The organism is Vibrio phycocola, assembly GCF_053850235.1.
In genome coordinates, this window is sequence record NZ_JBSQDJ010000005.1 from 244107 (window position 1) to 259064 (window position 14958).

The following is a 14958-nucleotide window of genomic DNA, read 5'->3' on the forward strand; positions in this document are numbered from 1 at the left end:
CTCGGCATTCCTAATAAGGTTATAAAAATGGTATATACAAAAAGGCTCACTTCTAGTGTACCGAAGTGAGCCTTTTCTGCCTACCGAATCCATTCGTGATACTGTCGATAGGTGTTATGGTCGATAATACTATTGTTTATAAGTACTTAAGAAACGTTCGAAACGACCAATCGCCATTTCGAGCAGCTCGACATGAGGTAAAAAGACAATCCGTAGATGATCCGGTTTTGGCCAATTAAACCCAGACCCCTGAACAAGAAGCACTTTTTCTTGGATTAAGAAGTCGAGCACTAATTGTTGGTCATCTTGAATATTGAATTTTTTCTGATCCAATTTCGGGAAAAGATACATCGCTCCTTTGGGCTTTACGCACGATACCCCAGGAATTTGGTTAATCAGTTCCCAAGCACGATCACGTTGCTCAAGAAGGCGTCCTCCAGGAAGAATCAGCTCATTGATGCTTTGATAGCCTCCGAGCGCGGTTTGAATCGCGTGCTGCATCGGCATATTTGGGCACAATCGCATCGATGCCAACATATCTAAGCCAGAAATATATCCCTCAGCGAAATGTTTTGGCCCAGTGATAAACATCCAACCCGTTCGAAAACCACAGACACGATAGGCTTTCGAAAGACCATTAAATGTCACCATTAATACATCGTCTGCAAGAGTTGCAATTGATGTATGTACAGCTCCGTCATAAAGAACTTTATCGTAGATTTCGTCAGCAAAAATAATGAGTTTGTGCTGACGTGCGATTTCAATTACTTCGAGTAAGAAGTCACGACTGTACACGGCGCCCGTTGGGTTATTCGGGTTGATTAATACAATGCCGCGTGTTCTTGGGGTAATCTTTTTCTTTATATCATCAAGGTCAGGATACCAATCTGATTCTTCATCACACATATAATGAATGGCTTTACCACCAGATATCGAAACAGAGGCTGTCCATAGTGGGTAATCTGGGGCAGGTACGAGCATCTCATCGCCATCATTGAGTAATGCTTGCATCGACATGCCAATTAACTCAGATGCACCATTACCGATATAGACATCCTCGACATCGAGAGAGCGCAGTCCCTTTTTCTGATAATATTGAACCACGGCCTTACGAGCAGAGTAGATCCCTTTGGAGTCGCCATAACCTTGCGATGTTGGAAGATTTCGAATGACATCGACTAGGATTTCATCTGGGGCGTCAAAACCGAATGGGGCGGTGTTACCAATATTGAGTTTGAGGATTTTCTGCCCCTCTTCTTCCATGCGTTTAGCATGTTTCAGTACTGGGCCCCTAATGTCGTAGCAGACATTATCGAGTTTGGATGACATCCCGATATTTTGCATTGCAAGATTCCTGAAAATGAATGAAATTTCTTATTAAGTTACACTAAATTAAGGTTTAAAAGAATAATAATCTAAATTGTTTCGTCAATTTATTTATATTAATTTAGATGGGAAACAAAATCCTATCGGATGAACCTTGATTTAAAACTCTTCTGTCAATAGAGTAGCGGCATTATCCGTTTTATCGAGTTATTTGAGGTTGCCTTGTCGTATTTCTATCAAGCTATCGATCAATTAATTAGTATGATTAATTCTGCTGAAAAGGAGAGCCGCGTTACGCTTTCTTTAGCATCCGAATTTGAAACAGATTTAATCGATTGGCTCGATGCCCAACCTTTATTTCCAAAATTTTTCTGGCATTCACGTGATGGGCAAGAGCAAGTTGTCGCATTAGGGCAGTTGTACACGTTTTTAGACCCTACGCCTGCCTATAAAATTCTCGCACCCGGTCAACGAGTATGGGGTGGTCGCTCTTTTGATGGGCGTAGTGAGAAAAACCCTCGTTGCATGTCGTCACTGTTCTTTTTACCTCAGTTCGAGTTAATTTGTCGTGATGGTTCATGGATGCTAGCGGCTAACTTTACCGAAGATAAAAGCCGTACAGTAGAAGGGCTACGTAAATTAAAGGCGGCAGCAGAGCCGCTGGGTGCGATCTCTACCGAAATTACAAAATTTGAACATCTTCCTAATCACGATGAATGGTCACAGTTAGTTGATAAAGCACTTGGTCAAATAGAAGAAAACCAGTTTAAGAAAGTGGTGCTGGCTCGCGAAACTCGGGTCGAACTTGATCAACACATTAGTGCTTCACAATTGATGAAATCCAGTTATGCAATCAATAACAATAGCTTTCATTTTATGCTGGTTTTAGATCGTAAACACTGTTTTATGGGGTCGACACCAGAACGCCTGTATCATCGTCAATATCAAACATTACGCTCAGAAGCGCTTGCCGGCACGACAGGGCGCAGTGATGATGCAGAGAAAGATGAGAAAATGTCAGCTTGGTTGGGCAGTGATACTAAGAATCTAGTTGAAAACCAATATGTGGTTGATGATTTAGTCGAACGGATTAAACCCCTCTCGAGTCAGGTGATGGTAGATGACCAAGTACAGTTGATTAAATTACGTAAGGTTCAGCATTTAAGACGCTCAATCACCGCTGAGCTAGAAAGAGGAGTGAATGGCGTTAAACTGCTTGATGCCTTGCAACCAACGGCAGCCGTTGCGGGGTTCCCTCGTGAACCTGCACTCGAGTTTATTACGGAAAATGAGCCCTTTCCCCGTGGCTGGTATGCCGGTTCTATTGGATACATCAGTCATGAAGAAGCGCAATTTTGTGTTGCAATTCGAAGTGCCTTAGTCACTGAAAATCAAGTTAAATTATACGCTGGAGCCGGAATTGTCCCAGGTTCAGTAGCCGAGTGTGAATGGCAGGAGTTAGACCGAAAAATGTCGACATTACTCAGTTTAATTAACGATAGCTGTTCATTTGAGACAGTATCGTGAGTGATAACCAAGCTCAGTTAAATCGAGTTTGGAGTCAGGTTTTACTCGAAGAGCTAAGTCGGATTGGTGTTAGCCAAGTCTGCGTTGCCCCAGGTTCACGCTCTACACCGTTAACCCTAGAAGCAGATGCCAACCCTAAGTTAACGATGTATTCTCATTTTGACGAACGTGGTTTGGGGTTTTTAGCTCTTGGGCTTGCCAAAGCTAGCCATAAACCTGTCGCCGTCATCGTTACCTCAGGGACTGCGGTCGCCAATTTGTTACCTGCTGTTGCTGAAGCAAACCTAACCAAAGAAAGGTTGATTTTACTGACGGCTGACCGACCACCAGAACTTGTAGGGTGTGGTGCCAATCAGGCCATTGTTCAGCCCGGAATCTTCTCTAACCATGTTACCGCAGCCCTTAATCTTCCATCTCCTAATGCCTCGTTTTCACTTCCCTATTTACTGACTTCAATCGATGAATTATTACATAAGCAAGCACTAGAAGGTGGGGCGATACATATAAACTGTCCTTTTCCTGAGCCGTTATACTGTAAGAGTGATATCGAATATTCTGACTATTACAACTCAGAGTTACTTGCTTGGTCTAAGAGCGATAAGGCCTTCACTAAGCCCGATAAATTGGTGGTTGAAAATCGGTGTAATGAGATCGATTTTCAATGGTTGAATCAACGCAAAGGTGTTTTTGTCTTAGGGCAGCTCGAGCTAGGAGAGGCACAAAAAGCCTTCAAGTTAGCTAAAAATTTAGGTTGGCCAGTGTTGTGTGATCCTCAATCTGGAGTGACGAGTGATTGGGCACATTATGATCTTTGGTTACAGCATCCACCGTTCGCTAAGCAGCTCTCGGCATGTGATTGTATTGTGCAATTTGGTTCTCGAATTGTGTCCAAACGACTGCATGCGTGGTTCAAACAGCAAGTCTTAGAGCAAGCCGCGCACTATTTCTATGTTTCTCCGCTCAGTCAGCGCGATAATCCTCAGCATTTACCTCAAATCCATATCGTTGCCAATGCCAATCAACTATGTGAACAATGGTACCAAGGTGATACTCCTTCAAATGCTCTTCATCATGGTTGGGTAAAGGCTCTCGATGAACCTTTATATTTAGCGAAACAGAATCTAGAGAAGCTCGATCTTGATGAATCTGTTTCTGAAATTATGTTAGCGAAAGCCATTCACCTCCTTCCAACTGAGGCGGACTTATTTATTGGCAATAGTATGATTGTTCGCCTTATCGATATGTTTGCTCAGCTAAATAACCGAGAGACCTTTAGCAATCGAGGTGCATCGGGCATTGATGGTTTGGTAGCCAGTGCTGTTGGTGTTCAGAAAGCCCGATCTTGCCCATTAATTTTGCTGATCGGCGATACATCCCTTCTGTACGATTTAAACTCTTTAGCCTTAGTCGCACAACAGACTCAACCATTTATCATCATAGTCACCAACAATGATGGGGGGGCAATATTCGACATGTTACCGGTCCCTGAACAGAAAAAACTGGAACTCTATCAAATGCCACATGGCTTTGAATTTCAGCATGCGGCAGCACAGTTTGGGCTCTCTTATTTTGTACCGAATTCCACTCGCGACTTAATCGACAGTGTCACGCAACATATTGATCAAGGTCGAGGTGGTTTGGTTGTCGAAGTTAAGACAGCAAACCAGTCGATATCAACACTGATTCAACAACAGGTTAATAAAATTTATGCTCTCAAATAAGTATTACCCGAGCTCGGAAAGTGTTCACTCTAAGCCATCGCCGACATTTGTGTTTCTCCATGGATTTTTGGGGGATAGCAATGAATGGAATCAGGTTGTTGAGCAACTTGAGGAGAATGATTGTCTAACCATCGATGTCTGTCGTCATGGTCGAAGTGTTTATCGAGAGTGTGAGGGATTTGACGATACTTGTCAGATGATAAAAGAGACCATTATTCATCGTTTAGAACCTAATGTTCCTGTTATTTTGGTTGGGTATTCGTTGGGTGCGCGAATCGCCATGTATGGGTTAGCAAAGCAACTCTGGAATGGGATTAACTTGGTAGGCTTAATCTCTGAAGGCGGCAACTTAGGAATTGAAGATATTCAATTGCGTCAACGTCGTATGGAGTCTGATCTTAACTGGGCACGGCGCTTCTCTTTGGAGCCGATTGAGCATGTATTAACCGATTGGTACCATCAGCCGATTTTTTCTGATTTAAATGATGAGCAAAGACAAGGACTCGTGACCTTGCGGAGTGATAATCTAGGTGTTTGTGTCGCAGAAATGTTGATTGCCACCTCTTTGGGGAAGCAGCCTTATCTTCTCGATGAGCTTAAGCAACAGTCGCTGCCGATACATTATATCTGTGGTGCGAGAGACTCTAAGTTTAGTCAGCTTGCTGAAAAAAGCGGGTTGCCATATACCCAAGTTACGAAAGCAGGGCACAACGTACACAAAGAACAACCCAACGCATATGTGGCGTGTTTACGTAAATTCATAACCCACACTTGTGATGTGTAGAAATGAGAACTCATAGGTAAAACGATGACGATAACAGTTGGAATAACAGAACAAGAACTTTACGCGCCGGTTGAATGGCAAGAATGCAATCAAGGCTACGAAGATATTCATTACCATAAATCTACGGACGGAATCGCAAAGATTACGATTGCTCGCCCACAAGTCCGAAATGCATTCCGGCCACAGACCGTTAAGGAAATGCTCAATGCGTTGGCCGATGCGCGTTATGATTCTAATGTTGGTGTGATTATATTAACTGGGTTAGGTGAAGATGCCTTCTGCTCTGGTGGAGACCAAAAAATCCGTGGTGATTATGGTGGCTATAAAGATGATACGGGTACTCACCACCTTAATGTTCTCGATTTTCAACGTGATATCCGAACCTGTCCTAAACCTGTAATTGCGTCTGTTGCTGGTTGGTCTGTTGGTGGTGGTCATGTTCTTCATATGATGTGCGATTTAACCATCGCAGCAGACAATGCAAAATTTGGCCAAACCGGTCCAAAAGTTGGGTCGTTTGATGGCGGTTGGGGAGCTTCTTACATGGCTCGTATTGTCGGCCAGAAAAAAGCTCGTGAGATATGGTTCTTGTGTCGATTCTATGATGCTCAGGAAGCGTTGGATATGGGACTGGTCAATACCGTTGTTCCATTAGAAGAGTTAGAGAAAGAGACCGTTCGCTGGTGTCGTGAAGTGCTTCAACATAGTCCAATGGCATTGCGTTGTCTTAAAGCGGCGCTGAATGCCGATTGCGATGGTCAAGCAGGATTACAAGAGCTTGCAGGGAACGCCACAATGATGTTCTATATGACTGATGAAGGGCAAGAGGGACGAAACGCGTTTAATGAAAAACGCCGACCAGATTTCAATAAGTTTCCACGAAACCCATAAGCTTCAGAGCGAGATCATTTGATTGACGGCCATAACACTTGTAGACATTATGGCCATTTGAAATACATCACGAGGGTACAATGGATGTGTCCTCGTTTAGACAAAAATAAAAAACGTAACTAAGCAACGTCATGTGCATGGTTTGTAGGTATAGAAAACATCGCTTAGATCGATGTTTTCTCATTTAGGGGTTACATTGCTATGCGAAGTGCAAAACTGTATCGCTACCGTCTACCAATGGATAGCGGGGTTATTCTTCGTCAAGAAAAGTTACTTGAACGTGTTGGTTTTATTATCGAACTGCATGATGATGAAAAAGTCGGGCGCGGTGAAGTCGCTCCGCTTATAACGTTTAATTTAGAATCGGTCGAAGAGGCCGGAATTCAGGCGCAAGAGCAATTGACACTTTGGTGCCAAGGTCATGAACCAAATTATGATGAATTATATCCATCTGTAGCGTTTGGTCTATCTGCGGCGCTCATGGAATTAAACGACGAGTTGCCTCAAGATGGTAACTTTTTTGCTGCGCCACTAGGTGTCGGCGATCCTGATGAATTGATCGCTAAATTAAAAGAGATGCCGGGGGAGCGTGTTGCAAAAATTAAAGTAGGTATGTATGAAGCGATTCGTGACGGTCTTACTATTAACTTATTGCTTGAATCCATTCCCGATCTAAAACTGCGCTTAGACGCGAATCGCGCTTGGACTTCTGAAAAAGCAAAGATTTTTGCCAGCCGTATTGCTCATTCTTATCGCCAACGTATTGTTTATATTGAAGAACCTTGTCAATCGCCAAGTGATAGTATCGCGTTTGCGATTGATACTGGGATTGCCGTTGCGTGGGATGAAACATTGCAAGCATCGTTACGTGATCCCAACTTTAGGTTGGAAGATTTGACCGGTGTTAAAACCATCATAATCAAGCCAACTATGATTGGCTCGATCCAACGTTGCCAATATTTGATTGAGAAAGCGCATCGTTTGGGGATTAAACCCGTGATAAGTTCAAGCTTGGAATCTAGCTTAGGGTTATGTCAACTTGCTCGAGTTGCACATTTACTATTGCCAGATGAAGTCCCCGGCCTCGACACGATTAATTTATACCAAGTTCAACTCGAAACCCCTTGGCCTGGAAGTGAGCTTCCACTTGTTAGTTTGGAATCTCAGGAGTTAATTTGGAGCGCATAAATGAGCACAAGTACGACTCAAAGTAGTCAAGATTGCTTATTTAATTATTGGGCTGAATCTCGGCCCAATCAGATCGCATTGATCCATGGCACGTGTCAATATCACTGGAAGGATGTGCAAGACACAACGGCTGCTGTTGCACGCTATCTCGGACAACATGGTTTGGTCAAAGGTGATACCTTAGTGGTTCTTGGGAAGAATCATCCCCATCATTTATGGCTATTTCTCGCGGCAATGATGCTCGATATTCGCGTCAGCTTTATCGCGTCAAGCCCAGTTTCAGTGATCCGTAATAAATTAAGGCAGCTAGTTCAATCTGACCAACAGCTTTGGTTATATGACCAAGGTACGCACTGTATTGATGAGTTTCCTTATGTTCAGAGTCTGAAGCCAGTATTAGAATTGCAAAGTAGCATTAGTCTCGCGCCGACACATTCATGCGTTAGTGACTATGACGCCACCCACCTCGCAACGCTAACGTTTACCTCTGGCTCGATGGGCAATCCAAAAGTCGTGGCACACTCTCATCAGCAGCACTACGCATCGGCAGATGGGCTATTACACCATTTTTCTTTTACCCCAATGGACTGTTGGTTGCTTAGTTTGCCACTGTATCATGTGTCAGGATTGGCCATAGTGTATCGTTGGCTTCAAGTTGGCGCTTGCCTGAAAGTAGGGAATGGAAATTTAGAGCAGGAGATTGTCGGCGTTACCCACGCCTCGCTTGTGCCTGTCCAACTCGCCCGTCTTTTAGATAATCCATCTCTCAGTCTGAATTTAACTCACGTTTTGCTCGGCGGAAGTCACATTCCTCCTGCTCTTTGCCAGCGAGCTGAGAAACGCAGTATTGAGACTTGGCTTGGCTATGGGATGACTGAGGCGGCCTCTACGGTAACCGCAAAACGAGCAGATTCTCAAGTTGGTGTTGGAGCTGTATTACCACGGCGTTCACTGATTGTTGAAGGAGCGCGAATCTTAGTAGCGGGTGACACTCTTGCCCTTGGTTACTACAACTGCGGCCATTTGACACCACTAGTCGACAACCGTGGTTGGTATGATTCAGGGGATCTAGGGGAATGGCGTGATGGAGAACTTGTTATATTAGGCCGCGCCGATAACATGTTTGTGTCGGGTGGAGAGAACATCCATTGTGAAGAAATCGAAGCAGCGTTAGTGGCTATTCCATTGATCCGTGTCGCGGTTGTACTCGCGGTTATGGACAAAGAATATGGTGCTCGCCCGGTAGCATTTATTGACTGCGGTCAGCAGCCTATCGATCGTTGCTATATTGAACAATCGTTAGCACTGGCTTTAGACAAATATAAATGGCCAATTGACTATTTTGCTCTGCCAGATTCAATATTTAATCAGGGCATTAAAGTTTCTCGTTATCACGTGAAAGAGTGGTTCAATACGCAACAAACCCAATATTTGGTTATGAGATAGTTCAAAACAGAATTGGTACTTAAATCGCTTTTCGTCATAATTATTAAATGAATTGAGCGGAATAGGTCGGAAACAATGAAAAATGGGTTATTAATGTCAGTGGTTGTCATTCAATTACTTATTGCCTTGACTACCACGGGTGCGACTCGCTCGCTAGCAGAATTAGCGGCTTTTCTTGTTATTGTTTCAGTGGTTCTCTCTCGTCGTGATAGGCGTCGTCAACAATCGAATGTAAACGACATGACAACTTAACGACTTCTATCATCCGATTTCTATTTATCCCAGCATTATCCACGCCAGTGATGAGATCGATATCATTCCCCATAACCCGACACCAAACAGTAAAGGGCGGCTTCCGGCAGCCTTCAATCGGTCAAACGATAACCCGCACCCAATCAACATCAAACATACCACTAGTGTTTGTTTTGCCACGCCAAATATTCCGTTATACAAATCTTGATATTCGGGCAGTACATCACTGACACCGATGGCAACACAGTAGAATAAAATAAAATAAGGAATAGTGATTTTTTTTGAATCGCTACGGAATAGAAATGCACTAATAAACGCGACCGGAATAATCCATAACGCGCGCGCCAGTTTTAAGGTGGTTGCGGTTTTTAGCGCTTCTTCGCCATAGGCCGACGCTGCGCCAACCACAGAAGATGTGTCGTGAATAGCAATCGCAGCCCAAGTTCCAAATTCATGTTGAGTTAAATGAAACCAGTGGCCGATGGCTGGGAATATAAATAGAGCTATGGAATTAAGCGCAAATACCGTTCCGAGAGCCAACCCTATTTGGTCGTCATCGGCTTCAATGGCCGGGGCAACAGCGGCAATTGCACTACCACCACAAATCGCCGTACCTGATGCGATTAAGTACCCTGTTTTATGCGCAAGGCCGATTCTTTCACTGATAAACCATCCGAGCATTAGTGTGATAAAAATGGTTGTTATGATTAAACCGATACCATGGCTGGTGACAACGAGCGCCTGTTGAAAAGGTATACCAAATCCTAATCCAATAATCGAATACGCGAGTAACTTTTTAGTAAATTTGGCAATGGGTAATTGTGCTGGAATTAAACCAAAGCTGGACAGAAAAAATCCGATAACTAAGGCTGTTGGAGACGTGATATACGGAGTTGCACAAAGAAGAAGCGCGCAAACAAACGGAATGTATTGGCGATAGGTGCTCATAAACAATAGATGGTCTCAACAGTGTGAATATGCGTATTGTAACTCATCGTGAGAGCTCAGTAAGTCATATTCTTTTTATCAAATATTAAAACTTAGTGAGCATAAATCGATTACTCAAGCAAATTGACAACGGCAGTGCGAAGAGTGCGGCGTGACGCTTGATCGGGTTCGATCGCAACTCCCGCTCTGAGCTCAATCTCCGCGCGAAATCGTTGTGGCAATCCTTTACAAGCTTTACCCTTATATCGGCTAAAGTAGCTGCCCCAAAGCCCTTTTAGAGCTAAAGGCACCACAACGACGTTATTTTTCGCGATGAGTAAATCGATACCGCGCATAAATGGGCCGACCTCTCCATTAGGGGTTAGACGTCCTTCAGGAAAAATACAAACTAAATCACCATTATTCAATGCTTCTTCTACTTCTTCGAAAGCGGATTTTAGAGTTGTAGAATTTCTCGCACAAATTGGAATGACCCCCGCTTTTCTTAAAAACGAACGCAATAAAGGTAGGTTGGCATAGTCCGCTTCCATAACAAATCGAATCAAACGCGGCGAAGCGACATTTAATAGCAAAGCATCAATATAACTAACGTGGTTGCATATTAGCAACGTTCCGCCTTTCTCTGGGATATGTTGAAGGTTTGTAAAGCGAACACGATAAAAGATCCTTGCTAAGAGGGACAGAATAAAACGAACGGTGTAAATCGGTACTCGATAGATTAGATAGCCGGCAACAACTAGGTTTAATACAGAGAGCAAATAGAAAAGTTCGTTAATTTCCCACTGTAAAAGCGAGAGGACAACAATACCCAAAATCGCACTTGTCACCATAAATAATGCATTGTAGATATTAAGTGCGGCAATCACTTGAGCCCGTTCTGTTGGTTGAGCCCGTTTTTGCAAAAAGGCGTAGAGTGGGACAATAAACAGTCCTCCTGATACTCCGATCATCAGTAAATCAAAGAACATGGGCCATAGAGCCGTGTTGCCAATAAATTGTATAAATGAAGTTTCAATCGTCGGTTGGGTTGGCGTGTGTTGAATCAAGAGAAAACCAAAAATAGAAATCATTAAGCTCGCCAGAGGTACAATCCCTAGCTCAACGCGTTTCATTGACAGTCGGTCACAGGCGAGTGACCCTAAGGCGATGCCAACTGAAAAAAGGGCGAGTAGGCTTGAAACCGCAGTTTCCCCACCGTTTAAGTAGAATTTGGTAAAGTTTGGAAATTGCGTTAAATAGGTCGCGCCCATAAACCAAAACCAGCTAATTGAAAGAATGACGGTAAGAATCGTCGGATCGCGGTGTGCGATAGCAAGTGTATTTTTGGTTTGAGATATTGGTCGCCAAACGAAAAGAAGAGAAGGGTTACTAGGCGCGGCGAGGGGTATTTGTCGGCTTGCCATATAGCCGACTAAAGAAAATATTATCACAGCGCTCGCGGCATAAAGGTGTGCATGATCCAGCGATGCGATAATTCCAGCGACAAGGGTTCCCAGTAAAATTGCTAAAAAGGTTCCCATTTCAACCAATGCATTTCCATGGACCAATTCATTCGATTTAAGTTGTTGTGGGAGCAGTGCATATTTAACTGGGCCAAATAATGCCGATTGAGTGCCCATTAAAAAGAGTAAAAGCAGTAATAGCGAGTAGCTCTGAGTAATAAAGCCAACCGCTCCACAGCACATGATTGCAATTTCTAGCAGTTTCACCTTGCGAATAAAGCCACTTTTTTCATATTTGTCAGCCATTACTCCTGCGGTTGCAGAAAACAGGAAAAAAGGCAGGATAAAGAGACCTGCGGCAAGGTTGATATAGAGGTTACTGGAGATCGAAAGCTTATCAGCACTCGCAAAAGCGACAAATAATAAGAGGGTGTTCTTAAATATATTGTCGTTAAAAGCGCCGAAAAACTGCGTGGTAAAGTAAGGCAGAAAGCGGCGCTTCGTCAGCAAGGATGACATTTATAGTTGTTACCAATTCAGGAGGTATTGTGAGATGAGGTTATCGATCAGTTCATTACCATCAATTGGTTTGCTCGCAAAGAATTTATCATCGACACTAAGTAACGTTATGCCATGAACACCAGACCATAATACTCGGCTTGCTCGTAAGACTTCATCGTGGCTACGTTGTGGAGCAAGTGTCGCTAAAAGGTCTTCTAACATTCCGGTCATATTATCGATTCGTTCACTTTGCCATTCTGGCAGCGCCTCACCGTTCATATTATGTTCGAAAATCAGCTGCCAACGGTATGGATGAGCAAGAGCAAAGTTGTGATAACAGTGAGCAAGCTTTAATAATGCTTCGCGAGGATCGGTGCAATTTTTGACTTGGCCTTGTGCTTCAGCGGATAGTTCGTCGAGCGTTTGAGCAACCGCATGAAGTAACAGTAGATTATAGCTACCAAACACATTGACTAAAGTGCTTGGTACATATCCGATCATTGATGCTAACTTACGCAAGCTTAGCTCGTGGTATGAGTTATAGCTCAAGAACAATTTTACTTGTTCAAGGGTAAGTTTAATTAACTCTTCTCTGGTGTGATCGTTTCGTCTGGCCATGATATTTTCAATCGTTAATGAACAACGTTCATTATTCTATAAAGGTACATTGATAACGTCAATTAAAAGCCAGCATTATCGCCTGCAATATTCTGAAACAAGTCTATTATCGTGTTCTTCTTGCAACAATGTAGGTAGTCGCTATGATAAAGTCGTAGTTAATTTTTCTACTAATGATGATTAAGGAATGACATGAAGCGTTTTGTTTCCCTCATGATGATACTGATGGTGTCGCTTGCCACAGTTCAAGTCGCGGAAGCCAAGAAGTTTGGCGGTGGTCTTAAATTAGGTAAATCGTTTAAAACGGCTCCTGCACCTAAAAATAATGCAACCAATACCAGTTCAATCAATAAGCCAGGTGCGGCAGCGAATGGTTCAAAAAGTAAAGGACTAATGGGTGGTTTGCTCGGCGGTTTACTTGCTGGTGGTCTTTTAGCCGCGTTTTTTGGCGGTGCATTTGAAGGCATTCAATTTTTAGATATTCTCATTATGGGTGTGATTGCCTATATAGGATTTAAGTTTCTACGTAATATGCTTGCCGCAAAACAAGCGAGTATGAATGAGCAACAACCAGCATTCGGTGGAAACAATCCGGGGATGAATCGTCAGTCGTTCGAACAAAATAATGCTCATAACTTTGAGCAACCAAGCGGTGGTTTTGGTGCAAAGGTCGACAGTGATGTGCCACATAACTATCCTCCAGGTTTTGATCAGGCTGCATTTATAAATGGTTCACGTGAGCATTATCGAATTATTCAAGGCGCATGGAATCACAATCAACTTGAAACTATTCGTGAGTATGTTTCAGAAAGCTTGTTTGATGACTTATCTGCTGAACGAGCCAAACTGGAAGGTGAGCAACATACCGATGTAATGTATGTAGATGCGGAAGTTGTGCGTGCTGACTACGATGCAAATCGTGCTCAGTTGAGCTTACAGTTCTCGGGTCGTTATCGTGATAACGTTGAAGCGATTGAAGAAGATATTGAAGATATTTGGCATCTAGAGCGTGACTTGAGCGTTGATAACGCACCATGGGTTATCGTGGGTATTCAAGGCTAACTCTTATTGCTCGTTACATCTTGATTGAAAAGCTCGAGTTTATTGCTCGAGCTTTTTTTATTTGATTGTTTTGGTATTCAGATCGGCTGAATACTTACCATGCTTCCATGGTCGCGAGTTTGTCGAGGTACGGTGTAAGGTCGCCAATATGGCAATCCAACCATTCAGAGTTGTAATAGGTATCTAAGTAGCGCTCTCCACTGTCGCAAAGTAAGGTGACGATTGAACCTGATTCTCCGCGCTGTTTCATCTCATACGCTAATTGAAGAGCCGCATAAAGGTTGGTTCCAGTCGATGGTCCGGCTTTTCGGCCAATTTTCTTTTCTAACCAATGAATCGTTGCAACACTTGCGGCATCATCGATTAATTGCATTTGATCTATTACACCGGGAATAAAGCTGGGTTCAACTCTTGGGCGCCCAATCCCTTCAATCTGGCTTGCTGTGTCGATTGTTACGGTATTATCGCCATGAGTGAAATAATCAAAAAACACTGAATGTTCACAGTCTGCCACACACAGCTTTGTATTGTGGCGACGATAACGGATGTAGCGTCCGAGTGTGGCTGAAGTGCCGCCAGTCCCCGCCGACATCACTAACCATGTAGGTATTGGAAAGCGTTCACATTGCATCTGATTAAAGATACTTTCGGCGATGTTACTATTTCCACGCCAGTCGGTTGCACGTTCAGCATAGGTGAATTGGTCCATATAGTGGCCGTTGAGATCATTCGCTAGCTGTTTTGCCGCTTGATAGATTTCTCCGGGCTGATCGATGAAGTGAGCAATGCCACCGTAGAACTCAATTTGTTCAATTTTTCTTTTTGCAGTCGATCGCGGCATAACGGCGTAAAAGGGCAATCCAAGCAGTTGAGCGAAATAGGCTTCCGAAAGCGCAGTACTGCCAGAGGATGATTCAACAATTGGAGTATTTGGGCCAATCCAGCCATTACAAATTCCATAAAGAAAGAGTGAACGGGCAAGGCGATGTTTTAACGACCCCGTGGGATGTGTACTTTCGTCTTTTAAATAGATATCGATATCAGCCAAGAAGGGCAGGTTTAGCTTAATTAAATGAGTGTCGGCTGAGCGCTGGTAATCGGCCTCTATTAGGCGAATTGCTTCGTCAGTCCATTGATGGTCATAGCACATGATGATGTTCCTAAATCTCGTTATGGCTAATAATTTATCTCTAATTACGGGGAAATGTTTTGCATTGTTTTTCATTATTTGGCAGTTTAATAGAAAAATTTT

General features: G+C 43.3%; 13 protein-coding genes. 8 read left to right on the top strand and 5 right to left on the bottom strand.

Going from position 1 to position 14958, the window contains the following annotated elements; genetic code table 11:
• Nucleotides 1–129: 129 nt before the first annotated feature.
• Entirely contained in the window at nt 130–1344 is a 1215-nt protein-coding gene (locus ACWU4D_RS08775; protein WP_456051029.1) for a pyridoxal phosphate-dependent aminotransferase, read from the bottom strand.
• Nucleotides 1345–1548: 204 nt separating this feature from the next.
• Here ACWU4D_RS08775 and ACWU4D_RS08780 point away from each other — a divergent pair, with 204 nt between their 5' ends.
• From ACWU4D_RS08780 to ACWU4D_RS08810, 7 genes are all read left to right on the top strand, one after another.
• Nucleotides 1549–2853: an isochorismate synthase gene (locus ACWU4D_RS08780; RefSeq protein ID WP_456051030.1), complete on the top strand. Its 1305-nt coding sequence runs from the start codon at nt 1549–1551 to the stop codon at nt 2851–2853.
• Nucleotides 2850–4574, top strand: a complete 1725-nt coding sequence (menD, locus tag ACWU4D_RS08785; RefSeq protein ID WP_456051031.1) for a 2-succinyl-5-enolpyruvyl-6-hydroxy-3-cyclohexene-1-carboxylic-acid synthase — start codon at nt 2850–2852, stop codon at nt 4572–4574. The genes ACWU4D_RS08780 and menD overlap by 4 nt, the downstream gene beginning before the upstream one ends.
• Nucleotides 4561–5358, top strand: a complete 798-nt coding sequence (menH, locus tag ACWU4D_RS08790; protein WP_456051032.1) for a 2-succinyl-6-hydroxy-2,4-cyclohexadiene-1-carboxylate synthase — start codon at nt 4561–4563, stop codon at nt 5356–5358. The genes menD and menH overlap by 14 nt, the downstream gene beginning before the upstream one ends.
• A 24-nt stretch (nt 5359–5382) precedes the next feature.
• Nucleotides 5383–6249 (top strand): 1,4-dihydroxy-2-naphthoyl-CoA synthase, encoded by an 867-nt coding sequence (gene menB, locus ACWU4D_RS08795; RefSeq protein ID WP_456051033.1) that lies wholly within the window; start codon nt 5383–5385, stop codon nt 6247–6249.
• A 201-nt stretch (nt 6250–6450) separates the two neighbouring features.
• Complete coding sequence (gene menC / locus ACWU4D_RS08800) at nt 6451–7437, top strand: o-succinylbenzoate synthase (RefSeq protein ID WP_456051034.1); 987 nt, start codon at nt 6451–6453, stop codon at nt 7435–7437.
• On the top strand, nt 7438–8883 hold the full coding sequence (gene menE / locus ACWU4D_RS08805) for an o-succinylbenzoate--CoA ligase (RefSeq protein WP_456051035.1): 1446 nt from the start codon (nt 7438–7440) through the stop codon (nt 8881–8883). It abuts the gene before it with no gap.
• 75 nt (nt 8884–8958) lie between these two features.
• Nucleotides 8959–9135, top strand: a complete 177-nt coding sequence (locus tag ACWU4D_RS08810; RefSeq protein WP_456051036.1) for a hypothetical protein — start codon at nt 8959–8961, stop codon at nt 9133–9135.
• Between the two features lie 24 nt (nt 9136–9159).
• On the opposite strand, the gene ACWU4D_RS08815 is transcribed toward ACWU4D_RS08810, so the two are convergent.
• The 3 genes from ACWU4D_RS08815 to ACWU4D_RS08825 form a co-directional block, all read right to left on the bottom strand.
• On the bottom strand, nt 9160–10083 hold the full coding sequence (locus ACWU4D_RS08815; RefSeq protein ID WP_456051037.1) for a YeiH family protein: 924 nt from the start codon (nt 10081–10083) through the stop codon (nt 9160–9162).
• 110 nt (nt 10084–10193) lie between these two features.
• Nucleotides 10194–12044: an MFS transporter gene (locus tag ACWU4D_RS08820; protein WP_456051038.1), complete on the bottom strand. Its 1851-nt coding sequence runs from the start codon at nt 12042–12044 to the stop codon at nt 10194–10196.
• A gap of 9 nt (nt 12045–12053) precedes the next feature.
• Complete coding sequence (locus ACWU4D_RS08825) at nt 12054–12644, bottom strand: TetR/AcrR family transcriptional regulator (RefSeq protein WP_456051039.1); 591 nt, start codon at nt 12642–12644, stop codon at nt 12054–12056.
• Between the two features lie 192 nt (nt 12645–12836).
• On the opposite strand from ACWU4D_RS08825, the gene ACWU4D_RS08830 reads away from it, so the two are divergent.
• The gene (locus tag ACWU4D_RS08830; protein WP_456051040.1) at nt 12837–13706 is read left to right on the top strand and encodes a Tim44 domain-containing protein; all 870 of its coding nucleotides are present in this window, start codon (nt 12837–12839) and stop codon (nt 13704–13706) included.
• Between the two features lie 94 nt (nt 13707–13800).
• On the opposite strand, the gene ACWU4D_RS08835 is transcribed toward ACWU4D_RS08830, so the two are convergent.
• Complete coding sequence (locus tag ACWU4D_RS08835) at nt 13801–14856, bottom strand: PLP-dependent cysteine synthase family protein (RefSeq protein WP_456051041.1); 1056 nt, start codon at nt 14854–14856, stop codon at nt 13801–13803.
• Nucleotides 14857–14958 lie beyond the last annotated feature (102 nt).